Source organism: Streptomyces sp. NPDC043861 (genome assembly GCF_056435905.1).
The window spans coordinates 24,037-41,441 of the sequence record NZ_JBWKDP010000006.1 but is presented as its reverse complement, the minus strand read 5'-3'; the positions used below and the strand labels follow the sequence as shown (position 1 = coordinate 41,441).

Sequence of the window (17,405 nt, the reverse complement as noted above, 5' to 3'; positions counted from 1 at the left end):
CACAGTCGTTGATCGCCCGAAATGAGGAAGTGATTGACGGGCCATCGGGGTGACGCCCGCTCAGACGATGTTGGTACGGTCCGGGCATGGCCGATGATCACGTGCCGACGCGCACGCCCGTCACTGCCGATGATGTGCAGCACGCCGTGCGGCTCGCGCTGACGACGCTCCGGGCCGGGCTGGGTGCCGACTGGGAGGCCAAGGCCGGGCCCTTGGAGTGGACGTGCTGGGAGACGGCGGAGCATCTCGCCGACGACCTCTTCGCGTACGCCGCGCAACTGGGCCCGGAAGCCCCTCCGCTGGATGCCGAGGTCCCGTTCGACTGGGTGTTCCGACGTGAGGGCGGCCCCGCGAACGTCACCTTCGCGGACCGGGGCACGGGACCGGCGGGGCTGCTGCTGGTGCTCGAGGCCTGCGGTGCGATGCTCACGGCGATGGTCCGGACGGCACCGCCCGATGTGCGGTCGTTCCACGGCTTCGGGGTCTCCGACCCCGAGGGTTTCGCCGGTATGGGTGTGGTCGAGACGCTCGTGCACACCCATGACATGGCCGAGGGGCTCGGCGTCTCCTGGACACCGCCCGCGGGTCTCTGCGACCGCGTCCTCACCCGTCTTTTCCCGGACGCGCCGACCGACACCGACCGCTGGGCCACCCTGCTGTGGGCGACGGGACGCGGCGAACTGCCCGGGCGGGGGCGGCTGGAGTCCTGGCGCTGGCACGGCGCGGTTCCCGACTGAACGGTCCTGATCCCGCGCAGGCGGCCGGGCGCCCCGGACGGGATCCCGGCCGCGGCCCTCATGGCGGCAACCCTGGTCTGCCCGTCAGCGCCAGGCCTCCCGGGCCATGGCGAGGCCGGGTGCGAGGCGCACGGGACGCGCAGTTGCCCACGGGCTCGCAGGCGGGCCCAGGACGCACCGGTGCGCCGGCGGCCGACGCCGCCCGTTGTCGTATGTGTGTCTCACCACCCCGGAGCGGCAGGACGAACCGCCCGGTGCGGAGCCCGCGGGCGGTGGCCGGAGGGTGTGGCAGGCCATGGTGAGTGCGCATACGCGGCCGGGAAGCGGCAGAAGGGACCGGGGCAGGCGCCCGGTTGGAGTTCACCGGGCGACTCCGGGTACGAGCGGAAGGAGGCTCCTGCAGCGGAGCCGGGGAAAAGGGCTCCAACCGTGGAGCCGACCGTTGTTGACGAGCCGTCAGGCCTCCGCGCCTGGAGCGGAGGGGGACGCGCCACGTGGGGCAGAAAGGACGACCGGGGCCGCCACCCCCCACAGGAGAGGCCCCGGTCGTCGTCCGCCGGGGCCGCTGGGCGGCCCCGTACTACCTTCAGCGCCGGGGATGCGTTTTCTGTCACACGTATGGCTCCAGCAGAATGTTGCAGGTTGTACAAGACATGGACGTACGCAGCGGTAGGCACGTAGCGTGCTCCTGCGCGATGGGGCGCGCGGTAGGTGTGACCAGCCGCGATGACGAACGGGTAGTGGGAGTGCTGGGGGACGACGCGGAGCTGACCACCGCGGTGCTCGCGGCTCAGGACGGGGACGAAGACGCGTTCCGGACTGTGTACCGCGCGGTGCATCCGCGACTGCTCGGCTACATACGCACGCTGGTCGGTGAAGCGGACGCCGAGGATGTGGCGTCCGAGTCCTGGCTGCAGATAGCGCGGGACCTGGAGAGGTTCAGCGGGGACGCCGACCGGTTCCGAGGCTGGGCGGCGAGGATCGCCCGCAACCGTGCTCTGGATCACATACGGATGCGCGGCCGACGGCCTGCGATCGGTGGTGACGAGACGGAACTCACAGGGAAGCCCGCCGAGTCCGACACCGCCGGAGAAGCCATGGAGGCCCTCGCCACCGGCAGGACGATGGAGCTGATCGCCCAACTGCCGCAGGACCAGGCGGAGGCCGTGGTCCTCCGGGTGGTCGTCGGCCTCGATGCGAAGACTGCCGCGAAGGCGCTGGGGAAGCGGCCGGGCGCGGTTCGTACCGCTGCGCACCGAGGGCTGAGGCGGCTGGCGGAGCTGATCGGAGCGGACCCCGGCGATCACGGTGACGATGCTGCTCACGGCGGTCTCGGCGGCCTCGGTGACCACAGTGCTCACGGCGGCGCGGAGGGCGCCGGACACGGTTCCGAGCTCGGCGGAGTACCCCCGCAGCGCACCCCTCGCCACGGTGCTGCGCGGTCAGCCGGTGTGACGCATTCGCCTCTGCGGACGCAGAAGGACATGTGATGGCCGACGAGCGGTACGAATGGCTCGACCGGGTGGCCGCGGAGCGATTGCTTCGGGGCGAACCGGTCGAGACCGTCGGCGTTGACGCGCGTAGCGATGCGCATCGGCTCGCCGAGGTGCTGGACGCCGCCCGTGTGCACGAGGCGGGGACCGAGCCGCTGCGCGGCGAGGAGGCTGCGCTCGCGGCGTTCCGCAAGGCGCGCGACGGCGGGGCGGCGGAGCTGCTTCCGGCCGTTCAACTCGCGGCACCCGCCAACCGGCCGGCTCGCTGGAGCCGGCCCATGCGCTGGGGACTGGCAGCCTCGCTGGCCGGATTTGCCGTGGGCGGTGTGGCCGTCGCGGCCGGTGCCGGTGTGCTGCCGGCCCCCTTCGGCGACGACCGTGCCCCGATGCCCGCGTCTTCCGTCTCGGGAGCCGTCACGCCCGGACCGGTCGTCTCCGAATCGCCGGCGGGCGGTGTCGACGTGACGGCGCCGGTCGCGCCTCCGTCCGGCGATGGCCCCGCGAAGCCCCCGCCCTTCTCGGGCACCACCGAGCCCACCGGCGGGGCCGGTCTCGGGGAGGAGACCCCGGGCGGCAACGACAGGGGCAGCGGCACGGACAAGTCCGGGGACAGGGATCGTTACGGGAAGGGCGACTGGTACAGCAGAACCGTCGACGCCTGCCGTGACTACCGCAGCGGGAGCCTCGACGAGGAGCGCAAGCGCCGACTGGAGGACGCGGCCAAGGGCCCGGAGCAGCTCAAGCGATTCTGCGACCGGGTGCTCTCCGGTGGCGGGCAGTCGGACGACGGCCGGGACCACGACGGCGACGGCGGAAGTGCCGATGGCGGAAGCGGCGACGGCGGGGACGACAGCGGCAGCGGCAAGGGCGACGACGACGGCGACGGGGCTCCCGACGCCGCCGGCGGGCTCCCGGCTCTTTCGATGGACCTTTCCGCGCCCGCCCCTGCACACCCGGTCGCCTTGCCGCCCCTGTACGTCCCGGGCCTGCCGATCACCGTATGACGCCGCCGCCCGGCCGTTCACATGTCCGGGCCCGCCCGTGACCTGCCTCGCGGTCCCCGTGTGAGGTAGCCCCTTGCGCCTCCGAGGCCACGCCCGGCGCTCCTCGGACGACGCCGCCGCGCGGCGGTCCCGTGTGCCCGCGCCGCTCCTCTGCCGGGGCCTGGCCGCCCTTGGGCTGTGACGGCCGGAGCCGGGTACGCGGGTTCCCCGTGCCCGCCTCGGCTGTGCCCCCGCGCGGGGCGGTGGTCGACCTCGGGTCGCCGCCGGCGGCCGGGTCAGGGCGCCCGCCCCTTCCGTGCCGACCCTGCCGGCTCTCGTGCGCCGCCGCCGCACAGGCAGCGCCGGTGTCCGGGCAGCGGGGGCGTCGTCGGGCGCCTCGGCTTTGTTCCCTCTCCCCGCCCACCGTGGCCGCAGTCCGTCACGCCTCCCGCACACCCCTCGTGACCTGCGGGTTCAGCAACGCCGGAAAAACTTTCGGCCAGGTGTGACGTTTTTCGACGCGACGACGCAGTAGTAAGTGCCGACTGGTCATCGGCCGCGCCTGAGCCGGGGTTCCCCCCGTACCTACGGCTCGGCGCATATGGCGCGGGCGGGACACGTTCCCCCGGTCCCGCCCGCGCCCATCAACTTTCCTGGCGTCACCAGTGGACGACGACCTTGTCGCCGGCCTTCACCTGGTCGAAGACCGCCGCGATCTTCGTCTTGTCCCGGACATTGACGCATCCGTGCGAAGCGCCGCTGTAGCCGCGGGCCGCGAAGTCCGACGAGTAGTGGACGGCCTGGCCGCCGCTGAAGAACATCGCGTAGGGCATCGACGTGTGGTAGATCGTCGACGTCCACTTCTTGGCCTTCCAGTCCACTTTGAAGGTTCCTTCGCGGGTCGGCGTGTTCTCCGAGCCGAAGCGGACATCCATCGCCGCGACGACCGTGCCGTCGATCATCCAGGCGAGCGTCCTGCTCTCCTTGCTGATGCACAGCACACGGCCCTTCAGACAGCGAGGGTCGGGCTTGTCCAGCGCGTTGGTGGTGGCCGGTCGCAGCTCGTCGGCGGTCGGCTTGCGGGTCGCTCCGGTCAGGCTCGTCCAGGTGGTCCCGTCGACCGTGCCGGTCGCGGTCAGCCCGTGCTTCTTCTGGAAGCCGCTGACGGCCTCCGCGGTCATCGAACCGTAGAAGGCCGTGGGTGCGCGGTGGAAGAGGCCGAGCTGGCGCAGCCGTGCCTGCAGCTCGCGTACCTGCTCGTTCTCCGTGCCCTCCTTCAGCAGCACCTGGGGCGTCGCCGAGGCGGACCCGGAGGCCGACGAGGACGGCGCCGCCCCGCTCGGCTTGGAGTCCGTAACCGGATCGGCCGAAGAGGCGAGCGGCTTCGCCGGCTTCCCGCTCGCGGACGGCTTTGTCGCAGCGCCGCCGCCCCCCGCGGTCTGGGCGCTGCAGCCTGCGGCCAGGGCGACCGCGATCACGGTCATCAGTGTTCTGTGCAGGACGGACGTGCGGTGCATAGGAGCCCCCCGGGACGGTCGTGTGTGAGTAGGGATGCTTTCCGACCGTGCTCGGTTGCGGACAGGGGAGCATGCTGTGAGGAAAGTCCCAAGCGTGCGGCGCTCCACCCGCCGGACGCCCGTCACTACGTTCCGCCGCAACAGTCGCAGCATGTTGAACCGGTCGGTGGCTCCGGTGGTCGGCCGGTGGTTCGGTCGGCAGTTCAGCCAACGAATCAGAAGCTCAAGGGACACCTTTCAGCAGCAGCTCCAGCGGGAGGCACAGCACATGGCGCGCGAGTCGGAGTCGGGACTGCCCATCCAACCGGTCTACGGGCCGGAGTCCCTGGAGGGGTGGGATCCGGCCGAGAAGCTGGGTGAGCCCGGTGCGTACCCCTTTACGCGCGGTGTCTACCCGTCGATGTACACCGGTCGTCCGTGGACGATGCGCCAGTACGCCGGCTTCGGCACCGCGGCCGAGTCCAACGCCCGTTACCGGCAGCTGATCGCGAACGGCACGATGGGCCTGTCCGTCGCCTTCGACCTGCCGACCCAGATGGGCCACGACAGCGATGCGCCGATCGCCCACGGCGAGGTCGGCAAGGTCGGGGTCGCGATCGACTCCCTCGACGACATGCGCGTCCTGTTCGGCGGAATCCCGTTGGACAAGGTCTCCACATCGATGACGATCAACGCTCCGGCCGCTCTTCTGCTGCTCCTCTACGAGCTTGTGGCCGAGGAGCAGGGGGTCCGGGCGGACCAGCTGACCGGCACCGTCCAGAACGACGTGCTCAAGGAGTACATCGCCCGGGGCACCTACATCTTCCCGCCCAAGCCCTCACTGCGGCTGATCGCCGACATCTTCCGGTACTGCAGGGCCGAGATGCCGAAGTGGAACACGATCTCGATCTCCGGCTATCACATGGCCGAGGCCGGGGCGTCGCCCGCGCAGGAGATCGCCTTCACCCTTGCGGACGGTATCGAGTACGTCCGGACGGCGGTGGCTGCGGGGATGGATGTGGACGAGTTCGCGCCCCGGCTGTCCTTCTTCTTCGTGGCGCGTACGACGATCCTGGAGGAGGTCGCCAAGTTCCGCGCCGCGCGTCGTATCTGGGCGCGGGTGATGCGGGACGAGTTCGGCGCCCAGGACCCCAAGTCGCTGATGCTGCGCTTCCACACCCAGACCGCGGGCGTGCAGCTGACCGCTCAGCAGCCCGAGGTGAACCTGGTCCGTGTCGCCGTCCAGGGGCTCGCGGCCGTACTCGGCGGCACCCAGTCGCTGCACACCAACTCCTTCGACGAGGCCATCGCCCTGCCGACGGACAAGTCGGCGCGTCTCGCACTGCGCACCCAGCAGGTGCTTGCCTACGAGACCGATGTCACGGCCACGGTGGACCCGTTCGCCGGCTCGTACGTCGTGGAGAGGATGACCGACGACGTGGAGGCCGCGGCGCTGGAGCTGATGGCGAAGGTCGAGGAGCTGGGCGGCGCGGTCAGCGCGATCGAGCGCGGCTTCCAGAAGGACGAGATCGAGCGCAGCGCCTACCGGATCGCGCAGGAGACGGACAGCGGCGAGCGGGTCGTCGTCGGCGTCAACCGCTTCGCCCTCGAGGAGGAGGAGCCCTACGAGCCGCTGCGTGTCGACCCGGCCATCGAGGCACAGCAGGCGGAGCGCCTGGCCAAGCTGCGCGCCGAGCGGGACCGGACCGCCGTCGACTCCGCTCTCGACGAGCTGAGGAAGGCCGCGCGAGGAACCGCGAATGTGCTCTACCCGATGAAGGACGCGCTGCGGGCGCGGGCCACGGTGGGCGAGGTGTGCAACGCGTTGCGCGAGGTGTGGGGGACGTACGTCCCCTCCTCCTCCTTCTGACGGCCCGCCGGGCTCCGCCGGAAGGGCACGGCCAGAAGGGATCGGCCGGGGGGTTTCCGTCATACGAAACGCAAGGGCGGAGTGTCGCACTCGTGTGCGAGACTCCGCCTCATGCTGGGTGTGACCGATCTTCCGACCTATCTCGTGGGCCTTGTGCTCATCGTGCTGCTGCCGGGGCCGAACTCGCTGTACGTGCTCTCGGTCGCCGCGCGTCGTGGTGTGCGCGCGGGCTACACGGCGGCGGCCGGTGTGTGGTGCGGGGACACGCTTCTGATGACGCTGTCCGCTGCCGGAGTCGCCTCGCTGCTCCAGGCCAATGCCGTGCTCTTCGGGATCGTGAAGTTCGCCGGCGCGGGCTATCTGACCTGGTTGGCGATCGGGATGATGCGGGCGGCCTGGGGCATGTGGCGCACCCGGCACGAAGGCACCTCCGACGGTGCTGCCGAGGCCCCGGGCCGGGCGGCGGGGGAGCGGCCGTTCCGGCGTGCCCTGGTGGTCAGCCTCTTCAATCCGAAGGCGATTCTCTTCTTCGTCGCCTTCTTCGTGCAGTTCGTGGATCCGGGCTACGCCCACCCGGCGGTCTCCTTCCTCGTTCTCGGCGCCTTCGCCCAGCTCGCGAGCTTCCTCTACCTCACCCTGCTGATCTTCACGGGCACACATCTGGCGTCCGCCTTCCGCCGCCGCAAGCGACTCGCGGCGGGCGCCACTTCCGCTGCCGGGACGCTGTTCCTCGGCTTTGCGGTGAAGCTCTCGCTCAGCAGCGCGTGACTCGCGCCAGCCAGTCGCCCAGCCCCGTCGTGTCCTCTCCCGCCCAGCCGACGTAGCCGTCGGGGCGGACCAGGAAGAGGCCTTTGCCGTAGGCCTCGCAGGGCCCGGTCCGCAGTACCCGGACGACGCCGGGGAGCTGCCGTGGCGGTTCCGCGTCCGTACCCACGGCCAGGAGGGTGAAGTGCGGGCCGCGGAAGGCGTCGAGGATGCGGGTGCCGTCCGCGAGCCGCCCGTCCGGTGCGCGGTCGCCCGCCGTCAGGGCCCCCGCGGCACCGGTGGCGAGCGGTCCGCCGTGGTAGCCGAGGCCCAGTTGACGGGTCTCGCTGCCGCGTCGTGATTCGCCCCGGTGGATCCGGGTGGACAGGCCGAGGACGTGTGCCGCGACGGGCCTTCGCTCCTCCTCGTAGGTGTCGAGCAGCGACTCGGGCGCGCCGTGGCGCAGCACCTGGCCCAGCTTCCAGCCCAGGTTGTACGCGTCCTGGACGCTGGTGTTCAGGCCCTGGCCGCCGGCGGGGGAGTGGACGTGGGCGGCGTCGCCTGCCAGGAAGATCCTGCCGTCGCGGAAACGGTCGGCGAGGGCGGCGCGCGGCCGGAAGTCCGATGCCCAGCGCACCTCGGTGACCTGGTCCGCCGTCAGATGCGTGCGGGCGGCAACCAGTGCGCGTACGCCCTCGGGCGTGGTGTCCGGTGAGCCCTCCTTGATCTGGGCGACGAGCTGGAAGTCCTCGGTGCCGGGCAGTGGGCAGACGGCCAGGTAGCCGGCGTCCCCGCCGCCGAACATGTGCCAGCCGTCCCGGTCGAGCTCCGGTATGCGGATGTCCGCGACCAGCATCGGGATGGGGTCGACGTTCTCACCCTGCATACCGATGCCGAGGGCTGTGCGGATCGTGCTGCGGCCGCCGTCGGCGGCCACCGCGTACCGCGCGCGGACGACCTCACCCGTCGCGAGGTGTGCCGTGACGCCGTCGGCGTCCTGCGCGATCGCCGTCACCTCCCGGCCGAACGCGGCATCGCCGCCGAGCTCGCGGAGCCTGGCGAGCAGGATCTCCTGCGTGCGCCACTGCGGCAGCAGCCAGGGCTCGCCGTACGGTGCGGCCTCCGTCGGTTCCGCCCGGTCGAACATGTCGTGCTCGCCGAGCCGCTCGCCGTTCTGCCAGACGAGGCCCATCGGTGCCCGCCCGCCCGCGGCCAGGACCGCGTCGACCACCCCGAGGTCGTGGAAAACCTCCATCGTGCGGGGCTGGAGCCCTTTGCCCCGGGACCCGGTGAACAGGCCGTCGGCCTTCTCGACGACGAGAGCGCCGACACCCCGGCGGGTCAGGTCCACGGCGAGGGTGAGTCCCGTGGGACCGGCGCCGATGACGAGTACGTCGGTTTCCTTAACGTTGTTAAGTGCCATGACAGGAGCGTGCCCTTAACGGCGTTAAACTGTCAAGGTGGGACCTACGAAGATCGACCGTGCCCGAGTCGCCGACACCGCCCTGCGCCTGCTGAACGAGGTGGGACTGGAGGGCCTGACGCTGCGCGCCATCGCCAAGGAGCTGGACGTCAAAGCGCCCGCGCTGTACTGGCATTTCAAGGACAAACAGGCGCTGCTCGACGAGATGGCGACGGAAATGCTCCGGCGGATGGTGGCCGACATGACCGCGTCGCTGTCCCCGGACTGGCGAGAGAGCCTCGCCGGTGCGATGCGCGGACTGCGCGCGCACCTGCTGCGCTATCGCGACGGTGCGAAGGTCTACAGCGGTACGCACTTCACCGACACGAGCCATGCGGCGCCACTGGAGGCCCACATGCGCACCCTCATCGCCGACGGCTTCACCGCGGCGGAGGCCGCGCGCGCCTGGTTCACCGTCTACAGCTACACGATCGGCTATGTGATCGAGGAGCAGGCGATGGGCCCGGACCCGGCCACGGGAGCCGAGGGTTACGACCTCGGGGCCCGCGCCGAAAGGCTCTCGGAGTATCCGCTCGCGGCCGAGGTGGGATTCGAGATCTTCGCCCATCACCAGGAGGGCTTCGAATCGGGACTGGCGGCGGTGGTGGCGGGGATCGGTCAGGTGCTGCGGGGAACGGACCGTCCGGCGTGAGGCCGCCGGGTCGCCGGGTTGCCGGACGGGCGGTGAGGGGCCCGTCCGGCGACGCGGAGCGGAGCGGGCTCAGCCCAGCGCCGCCCTCTTGAGCCGGCGGGCCCTGCGCACCACGCGCCGTACGGCGGCATTGCGCGGCACCGGGATCCCGCCCGGCAGGCCGAGGACCGTCAGCCGGCGCCGTTTGAAGTAGTGCCAGGTGCGGGTCGACAGATGCGCCGCCAGATAACTCTGCGCCGCCTCCCGCAGATCGGGCCGGAGCCTCGGCTGCATGGCGAAGCCGACCGCCCGCACCAGCCCGGACAACTCCTCGTCCGCCGCGCCCGCGGGCCCGGCGGCCCCCTCCGCCAGATCCGGGACCAGCGCGTCGACGATCGTGACCGGTATGCGGTTGCTGTTCTGGTACGGGGCGAGCCGGTCGAGCAGCGCCCGGGTGCCGGTCCTGGCGACCGGGATGCCGTAGAACGTGCTCGCCGTCAGCAGCGCGGTCGAGAAACAGCCCACCACCAGAGAGGGCTTCAACTCCTGGAACAGCACCTCGGCGAGCAACGGCCGTTCCAGCACCGTCAGTTCCGCGCCCAATTGCTGCGCCTCACGCGCCAGCGCACGTGACCGGGCGGCCGGCGCCACCGGGTGCGGCTTGAAGACGAGGCGCCGGTGTCCGCGCGCGATCGCGCCCCGGACCATCCGCAGATGCAGGGCCTCTTCCTCGTCGGCGGTGAGGATGTTCAGGGCGGCGAGGTACTGCCCGAGCAGCAGGGCGGGCGGCTCCTCGTCCGCGGCGGCGGGGAGCTCCGGCAACTCGCCGGAACCCTCGGCCAGTTCCTCGACCACCTTGGTGAAGGCCGCCACCGGCACCTGACACGGCTCTGCCCCGAACTCCGCGAGCAGCAGCGGCTCCAGCCCCGGCACCAGGTCCAGGTGGAGCAGCCGCCGTACCCGCTCGCCGACCAGTGGGTCGATCTTGTTGCGCGTGGGGCCGTAACTCATCAGGCCGTCCGCGTACACATCGATCCGCGCATCCGGGAACAGCTGAGCGATCGCCAGCGCCGGGTTGACCTGGATGGATTCCAGAGCGAGCTCGATCCGGTCGTCGCCGATCCCCCACAGCGTCCGCAGGAGACGCTCCCACACCGGGACGTCCTCCGGCCGGGGCGCCCAGCCTGCCGGGTGGAGGGGCTCGATCGCCTCGTTCCAGGACAGCACCTCGTCGAAGCGGCCGCGCAGGCGTGCGAAGCCGGGCATCTCGTCCACGGCCGGAGTGGTCTCGGGGACCGCCGCGTTGTTGCCGACCAGCAGCAGCCGTCGGTCCGCGGGCTCGAAGCAGCCGCTGTCGAGCGCGGCCGCCAGCGTCGCGGCGCCGTACAGCGTGGAGGCGAAGAAGATCTGCGTCGTGCGCTTCGTGTGCATCAGGCGGCCGCCCCGGCGGAGGCAGCGGCCAGGGGAGTCGCTGCGGCGCCCAGGGCCCGACGGCGAACCCTGCGCAGCCGGGAGGCCCGTTCGGCATCCATCGAGCGGAGTGCGTCCTTCAGAATGTCCGGGGGCATACGGCGCAGCGCAGCCGCACTCATCGAACGCAATTTCCTGGCCACGGCCGGTTCGTACCTCTCCATCGAAACCAGGTGGTGGGAAATGACGGCGCAGTAGGTTCGTACGGCTTTGGGGAGCAGCCGGTCGGAATCCGGATCCTTTGCCGTTTCCTCGAGCACCTGGTCGAAAGCCCTGATGAAATCGAGCTGCCGGACATCTCCGATCTGCGTCAGGGACGAGGCGATTCCGCGCCGGTAGAAGATCCCGAGCAGGCCCACCGCTGCGAAGGATTCCGTTTCGCGGTGCAGCCGCCAGATCCACGGCCGGTCCTCGGCCGTCCGCAGCCCGTCGGTGAAGTGCAGCAGTCCACGGTCGAGGAGCTCGCGGCGGTAGATGCCGGCCCATGCCATCGGGTAGTCGACGGAGGTGGTGCGGTCGACGGGCAGGATCGTGTCGCGCGGCCGCAGCACTTCGTTCCTGCGCCCCACCGGTACCCGGAACACCTTGCGGTCGCGGCCGGTGCACTGGACATGGTCGGTGCGCACGAAATCGACGCCCAGCCCCTCGATGGCGCTCACCAGCTGCTCGTAGTAGCCGGGGGCCAGCCAGTCGTCGCCGTCGAGGAAGGTGATGTACTCGCCGCGCGCGGCGGCCAGGCCGGTGTTCCGGGCAGTGGCCAGTCCGCCGTTCCGTTCGTGCCCGATCAGGACGGCTCCGGGAATCCGGTGCCGGGCGCGTTCCAGGACCTCCCGGGTCCCGTCCTGCGAGCAGTCGTCGACGAGCAGGAATTCGAAGTCCTCGCGCGCGTTCGCATGCAGGCTTCTGAGGGTGTCGGGCGCGTATGACTGCACGTTGTAGAACGGCACGATGACGGAGAGCTTGACCACTCACCGGACACTAGGCGGCGGCCCGGCATTCACCTTGACGCCGGGACGGACAGCGGGTGAACAGGGTGCGGCGGAATTGTTAACCGGTCCGGCCCATAGGCTTTTTCGCGAGCCGTCGGCCCGCTGTTAACCATTTGTTGCTGCCCAGTTGGGCCGCCGACCGGAATGCCTTTCTAACGTCCTCGGCGTGCCATCAAGTACCAGCGAAGCGCTGCGCGTCGCCGTGCTCGCCGACTCCGACACCCGATGGAAGTGGGGTGCGCTGACGGCGCGCCGGCTCACCGCGCCGGAGCCCGCGGACGATCCCGCGAAGGGCACGGCCCTCACCGGATTCCTGCTCCGGGGCCGCGCCACCCCCACCACCCGCCAGCTCGCCGAGGTCGGGGTCACCGCGGATGCTCTGCGCGAGGTGACCGGCGCCGAATTCCTCCGGGCCGTCCAGGACGAGGGCTACGACGTCGTCGTCCTCGCCCTGGTCGGCGGCGCCGTGCAGGCGATGCTGCACGGTCTGGCCGCGCTGCGGCTGCCGCGCCGGCCCGTGCTCGTCACCGGCTATGTGGGGGTGGTCTACGAGAAACTGGCCGACGGTCTTCTGCTGCGGCACGGCGCGGACATCGTGCTCGCCAACTCCCGTCATGACGCGGACCGCTTCCGCGCGGTGTACGAGGGCGTCGGCGCCGAATCCTCCTCCGTGACGGAAGCGGCACTGCCCTTCCTCGGCGGAGCGCCGTACCAGCGGCAGGACGGCCGCGACACCATCGTCTTCGCAGCCCAGCCGTCCGTGCCGGAGAGCCGCGCGGACCGTGTGTATCTGCTGCGCAGGCTCGTCGAGCACGCCCGGCTCCACCCCGGCCGCGAGGTTCTGCTGAAGCTCCGCTCCAAGCCCGGTGAGCACACCACGCACCTGGAGGAGCTTCCGTACCAGAGGCTGGCGGACCGGCTCCCCGGCGGACTGCCGCCCAACTTCCGCCTTGTGTACGGCCACATGGGCGAGGTGCTCGACCGCACCGATCTGCTGGTGACCGTTTCCTCGACGGCCGCGCTGGAGGCGCTCCACCGCCGTGTCCCCACGGCCGTGCTCAGTGACCTCGGGGTGCGTGAGTCGCTCGGCAACCACCACTTCCTCGGCTCCGGCCTGCTGACCTCCTGGGACGCCCTCGACGACGGCCACCGGCCGGCTCCGTGCGAGGACTGGCTGGCCGGGCAGGGCGTCGCCGCGGACGGAAGCTATGGGACGGCCTTCGACGAGGCACGGGAGCGGGTCGCCGGGCTGCTGAGCCGTCCTGTGCTCCCCCCGGTCACCCCCTACTACACGACGTCCACCGCGCCCGGCTATCTGCCCGGGATCCTCGCCCGCCACCACCTCGCCCCGGACGGCACCCCGCTGCCCGGCGCGGCCCGGGCGACGGAGCCCACCGGCGTGCGCCGACTGCTGCGCGACGCGGTCCGGGGGGCGGCACGCGGCGCGTACCGCCACGGCGTGCAGCGCGTCGCGCCACTCATCCGCCGCCTGGGCGCACTGTGAACCCCCCGAAGGAGCCCTCCGCCGTGGCCACCGTCCTCGCCGTCATCCCCGCCCGGGGCGGCTCCAAAGGCGTCCCCGCCAAGAACCTGGCGCAGGTCGGCGGAGTGCCGCTCGTCGCCCGCGCCGTGCGTGCCTGCCTCGGCGCGGGGCTCGTCACCCATGTCCTCGTCTCCACGGACGACGCCGCGATCGCGGACGCGGCCCGCGCGGCCGGCGATGCCCTCGGCGCAGCCGACAGGGTGCACTGTGTGCGGCGCCCGCCGGAGATCGCGGGCGACACCGCGACCAGCGAGTCCGCGGTGATCCATGCGATGGACGCCCACGAGGCGATCCACGGCCGCCCGGCCGATGCGGTGCTGCTCGTCCAGTGCACCAGTCCCTTCCTCACCAGCGAGGACATCGACGGGGTCGCCTCGGCGGTCGTCGAGGAAGGCGCCGACACGGCGGTCACGGTCGCGCCCTTCCACGCCTTCGTCTGGCGCCGCGCCACGCGGGCCACGGTCCCGGCCACGAAGGGTGCCGTCGGCAAGGACGGCACCGCCGCCGCGGCCCGGGACGGCGAGGGTGTCAACCACGACAAGTCGTACCGCCCGCGCCGCCAGGACCGGCCCGAGGACTTCCTGGAGACCGGTGCGGCGTACGCGATGGACGCGAAGGGCTTCCGCGTCCACGGCCACCGCTTCTTCGGCCGGACCGTGCTCGTCGAGACCGACCCCGCACGGGTGCTGGAGATCGACGATCCGCACGACCTGGCCCGCGCCCGCGCACTCGCGCCCCTGCTCGACCCCGCGCCCCTGCCCACCCAGGCGGATGTCGACGCCGTCGTCATCGACTTCGACGGCACCCAGACCGACGACCGGGTCCTCATCGACGCCGACGGCCGCGAATTCGTCGCCGTGCACCGCGGGGACGGACTGGGCATCGCCGCACTCCGCCGGGCCGGGCTGAAGCTGCTGATCCTGTCCACCGAGCAGAACCCCGTGGTCGCCGCGCGCGCCCGGAAACTCGGCATCCCCGTTCTGCACGGCATCGACCGCAAGGACCTCGCGCTCAAGGAGTGGTGCGAGGAGCACGCGGTCGCGCCCGAGCGGGTCCTCTACGCCGGAAACGACGTCAACGACCTCCCGTGCTTCGGGCTCGTCGGCTGGCCCGTTGCCGTCGCGAGCGCGCACGACTGCGTGCGTGCCGCCGCCCGCGCCGTCACCACCACCCCGGGTGGCGCCGGCGCGATCCGTGAGATCGCCTCCTGGCTCCTCGGTCCCACCCTCAACACCCCGACCCCGTAAGGAACCCCACATGAACTCCCGTCTGCGCACCCTCGGCAGCAAGACCGCGGGCCCCGGTCACCCCGTCTACGTCACCGGCGAGATCGGCATCAACCACAACGGCGACCTGAACAATGCGTTCGCGCTGATCGACGCAGCCGCGGACGCCGGCTGCGACGCGGTCAAGTTCCAGAAGCGCACCCCGGAGATCTGCACCCCGCGCGACCAGTGGGACATCGAGCGGGACACTCCCTGGGGCCGGATGACGTACATCGACTACCGCCACCGTGTGGAGTTCGGCGAGGACGAGTACCGCGCCATCGACGAGCACTGCAGGAAGCGCGGCATCGACTGGTTCGCCTCCCCGTGGGACACCGAGGCGGTCGCCTTCCTGGAGAAGTTCGACGTCCCGGCCCACAAGGTCGCCTCCGCCTCCCTCACGGACGACGAGCTGCTGCGTGCCCTTCGCGCCACCGGTAGGACGGTCATCCTCTCCACCGGCATGTCGACGCCGAAGCAGATCCGTCACGCCGTCGAGGTCCTCGGCAGCGACAACATCCTGCTCTGCCACGCCACTTCGACCTACCCGGCCAAGGCCGGTGAGCTCAACCTGCGAGTGATCAACACCCTGAGGCAGGAGTACCCGAACGTGCCGATCGGCTACTCCGGCCACGAGACCGGACTGCAGACCACCCTCGCCGCCGTCGCACTCGGCGCCGCGTTCGTCGAGCGCCACATCACCCTCGACCGCGCGATGTGGGGTTCCGACCAGGCCGCCTCCGTCGAGCCGGGCGGTCTCCAGCGCCTCGTGCGGGACATCCGCACCATCGAGTCCGCCCTGGGCGACGGGGTCAAGAAGGTGTACGAATCCGAGCTCGCCCCGATGAAGAAGCTCCGCCGCGTGGCGGGCGTCGTCGCCGAGCAGGCCGAGCAGGCTCCCACGACCGAGCAGGCCGCGCCGGCCGAGCAGGCCGAGCAGGCCGAGCAGGCCGAGCAGGCCGAAGCGGTCGCGGTCTGACGCCATGGACCTCGCCTTCGTCGAGAGCCCGGTCCAGCTGCTGAACGTCCTGGAGTGGGCCGACATCAGCCCCGCCGGCCCACTGCCGTGCATCCCGGCCCAGCCGTCGGGCCCGGTCACGGCCGTGGGCGGGCGGCCGCGACGGGAGCTGACCGTGGTGGTCCTGTCGCCCACCGACCCCATGTCGCGCGGACAGCTGCGCCGCATGGCCGAGCTCGCCCGCGACGAAGGCTTCACGGTCCGCTGGCAGGAGGCGCGCGCCGGTGCCGGCGCGCCCCTGCGAACCATCAGGGAGCTGGCCCCGCTGCTGCGCAGGTCCCGACGGGTCGTCATAGGTGATCCGTTCTCCCGCTATGTGCAGCTGCTGCTGACGCTGGTGAGGACGAAGGATCTGACGGTCGTCGACGACGGCACGGCCACCATGGAGTACGTCTCCCAAGTGGCCAGGGGCGAGCGTCTGGTGCGCTGGCACCGGCGCGGGCGGCGGGGAGCGCGTGAGCTGGTGCTCGCGCCGGTCTCCGCCGCCGCGCGCCGCAGGCTCTCCCCGTCGGACTCCCGCGAGGTGGAGGTCTTCACCTCGATGCCCGTCGCAGCCCCGGCCGGGATCACGGTGACCGCCAACACCTTTGCGTGGACCCGGTCGCGGTTCGGCCCGCCGCGCCTCACCCGGGGAGCCGATCTGGTCGGCACCTCCCTGGTCGAGACGGGCGTGGTCGACCCCGTGCAGTACGAGGAAGCGGTCGCCGCGCTCGCCACCGAGCACGGTGCGACCCGCTACTTCGCGCACCGTCGCGAGAGCCCCGACAAGCTGCACAGGCTCGCCGTGCGCACCGGACTGGAGATCGTCCGGCCCGATCTGCCGCTGGAACTGATCGCGCGGCGTGGCCCGACGGGCCGCACGGTGCTCAGCTTTCCGTCCACCGTCGTGCACACCCTGCCGCTCGCCCTCGCGGGTACGGGGATCAAGGTCGCGGTGTGCGACATCGCGCCGGAGTGGCTCAGGGACTCCGCATCGCCGCGGGCCCAGGGATTCCTGGCGGGGGTCACCGGTACGGCCCGGGGAGTCCAGCGGATCGCGGCCCCCGCGTGAGGGCTGCCCCGCCGTCCCCGGCGGCGCACGACCACAGCCACGGCGCTCCCCGGCCACCGCCGGGAGGTCCCCCACGCCCTGCTGCCGAATGCACGAATGTGCCCGCTGCGGTGCGGCGACCTTCCCGGGGGTGCCCCGAACGCCAGGCGGTCCTTGCCCCGGCCACCGCCGGGAGGTCCCCCACGCCGTGCTGCCGAATGCACGAATGTGCCCGCTGAGGGGGGCGACCTTCCCGGAGGTGCCCCGAACGCCAGGCGGTCCTTCCCCCCCGGCCGGCCCGGGGAGACCCCATGCATCAGACGCCGTGCGCCGATCCACCAGGGATGACGGGACAGCCCTCGGCGGTGCGGCGACCGGACGGGTTTGCCGGCCACGGCCCCCGCGCCGTGCCTCGCCGTGTCGTCGGACCCGCCCGAGTGTGTCCTGGCCGAGTGCGTCCCGCCCGAGCGGCTCCCGTTCGGGGGCGGTCCTCAGCCTTTGCGCCCACCGCTGCGGACGCCGCGTGCTTCCCGGCAGGCTCTTCCGGTCGCCGTGCCTCGTCGTGTCGTCGGTCCTGCCCGAGTGTGTCCTGGCCGAGTGCGTCCCGCCCGAGCGGCTCCCGTTCGGGGGCGGTCCTCAGCCTTTGCGCCCACCGCTGCGGACGCCGCGTGCTT

At 71.7% G+C, this 17,405-nt stretch carries 14 protein-coding genes; 10 read left to right on the top strand and 4 right to left on the bottom strand.

The window, feature by feature from the left end:
• Nucleotides 1-86: 86 nt before the first annotated feature.
• The 3 genes from AC068D_RS15965 to AC068D_RS15955 all read left to right on the top strand — a co-directional run bounded on the left by AC068D_RS15965 (nucleotide 87) and on the right by AC068D_RS15955 (nucleotide 3,234).
• Complete coding sequence (locus AC068D_RS15965) at nucleotides 87-737, top strand: hypothetical protein (protein ID WP_478823629.1); 651 nt, start codon at nucleotides 87-89, stop codon at nucleotides 735-737.
• Nucleotides 738-1,483: 746 nt separating this feature from the next.
• Nucleotides 1,484-2,227, top strand: a complete 744-nt coding sequence (locus tag AC068D_RS15960) for an RNA polymerase sigma factor (RefSeq protein WP_478823917.1) — start codon at nucleotides 1,484-1,486, stop codon at nucleotides 2,225-2,227.
• On the top strand, nucleotides 2,227-3,234 hold the full coding sequence (locus AC068D_RS15955) for a hypothetical protein (RefSeq protein WP_478823628.1): 1,008 nt from the start codon (nucleotides 2,227-2,229) through the stop codon (nucleotides 3,232-3,234). Before AC068D_RS15960 ends, AC068D_RS15955 begins: the two co-directional genes overlap by 1 nt.
• 638 nt (nucleotides 3,235-3,872) lie before the next feature.
• Here the strand turns inward: AC068D_RS15955 and AC068D_RS15950 are convergent.
• The gene (locus AC068D_RS15950) at nucleotides 3,873-4,697 is read right to left on the bottom strand and encodes a L,D-transpeptidase family protein (RefSeq protein ID WP_478823627.1); all 825 of its coding nucleotides are present in this window, start codon (nucleotides 4,695-4,697) and stop codon (nucleotides 3,873-3,875) included.
• Nucleotides 4,698-4,998: 301 nt separating this feature from the next.
• Between AC068D_RS15950 and AC068D_RS15945 the strand changes: the two genes are divergently transcribed.
• Nucleotides 4,999-6,579: an acyl-CoA mutase large subunit family protein gene (locus AC068D_RS15945; RefSeq protein WP_478823626.1), complete on the top strand. Its 1,581-nt coding sequence runs from the start codon at nucleotides 4,999-5,001 to the stop codon at nucleotides 6,577-6,579.
• 111 nt (nucleotides 6,580-6,690) lie between these two features.
• Nucleotides 6,691-7,347 carry a leucine efflux protein LeuE gene (gene leuE / locus AC068D_RS15940; RefSeq protein WP_478823625.1) on the top strand — a complete coding sequence of 219 codons (657 nt, stop codon included), beginning with the start codon at nucleotides 6,691-6,693 and terminating at the stop codon, nucleotides 7,345-7,347.
• On the opposite strand, the gene AC068D_RS15935 is transcribed toward leuE, so the two are convergent.
• Nucleotides 7,334-8,746, bottom strand: coding sequence for an FAD-dependent monooxygenase (locus AC068D_RS15935; RefSeq protein WP_478823624.1), 1,413 nt, complete (start codon nucleotides 8,744-8,746; stop codon nucleotides 7,334-7,336). The genes leuE and AC068D_RS15935 overlap by 14 nt on opposite strands.
• 37 nt (nucleotides 8,747-8,783) lie before the next feature.
• Here AC068D_RS15935 and AC068D_RS15930 point away from each other — a divergent pair, with 37 nt between their 5' ends.
• Nucleotides 8,784-9,437, top strand: coding sequence for a TetR/AcrR family transcriptional regulator C-terminal domain-containing protein (locus AC068D_RS15930; protein ID WP_478823623.1), 654 nt, complete (start codon nucleotides 8,784-8,786; stop codon nucleotides 9,435-9,437).
• 69 nt (nucleotides 9,438-9,506) lie between these two features.
• Here AC068D_RS15930 and AC068D_RS15925 read toward each other — a convergent pair whose 3' ends face one another.
• Both AC068D_RS15925 and AC068D_RS15920 read right to left on the bottom strand, forming a co-directional pair.
• On the bottom strand, nucleotides 9,507-10,847 hold the full coding sequence (locus AC068D_RS15925; protein WP_478823622.1) for an alpha-2,8-polysialyltransferase family protein: 1,341 nt from the start codon (nucleotides 10,845-10,847) through the stop codon (nucleotides 9,507-9,509).
• Entirely contained in the window at nucleotides 10,847-11,854 is a 1,008-nt protein-coding gene (locus AC068D_RS15920) for a glycosyltransferase family 2 protein (RefSeq protein WP_478823621.1), read from the bottom strand. The genes AC068D_RS15925 and AC068D_RS15920 overlap by 1 nt, the downstream gene beginning before the upstream one ends.
• Before the next feature lie 223 nt (nucleotides 11,855-12,077).
• Here AC068D_RS15920 and AC068D_RS15915 point away from each other — a divergent pair, with 223 nt between their 5' ends.
• From AC068D_RS15915 to AC068D_RS15900, 4 genes are read left to right on the top strand one after another with little or no spacing between them, the layout of a single operon-like run.
• Nucleotides 12,078-13,379, top strand: coding sequence for a DUF6716 putative glycosyltransferase (locus AC068D_RS15915; protein WP_478823916.1), 1,302 nt, complete (start codon nucleotides 12,078-12,080; stop codon nucleotides 13,377-13,379).
• Nucleotides 13,380-13,402: 23 nt separating this feature from the next.
• Nucleotides 13,403-14,665 carry a cytidylyltransferase domain-containing protein gene (locus AC068D_RS15910; protein WP_478823620.1) on the top strand — a complete coding sequence of 421 codons (1,263 nt, stop codon included), beginning with the start codon at nucleotides 13,403-13,405 and terminating at the stop codon, nucleotides 14,663-14,665.
• A 10-nt stretch (nucleotides 14,666-14,675) separates the two neighbouring features.
• Complete coding sequence (locus tag AC068D_RS15905; RefSeq protein WP_478823619.1) at nucleotides 14,676-15,662, top strand: N-acetylneuraminate synthase family protein; 987 nt, start codon at nucleotides 14,676-14,678, stop codon at nucleotides 15,660-15,662.
• A gap of 4 nt (nucleotides 15,663-15,666) precedes the next feature.
• A complete protein-coding gene (locus tag AC068D_RS15900; protein WP_478823618.1) occupies nucleotides 15,667-16,752 on the top strand; it encodes a hypothetical protein in 1,086 nt (361 codons plus the stop codon).
• Nucleotides 16,753-17,405: the final 653 nt, after the last annotated feature.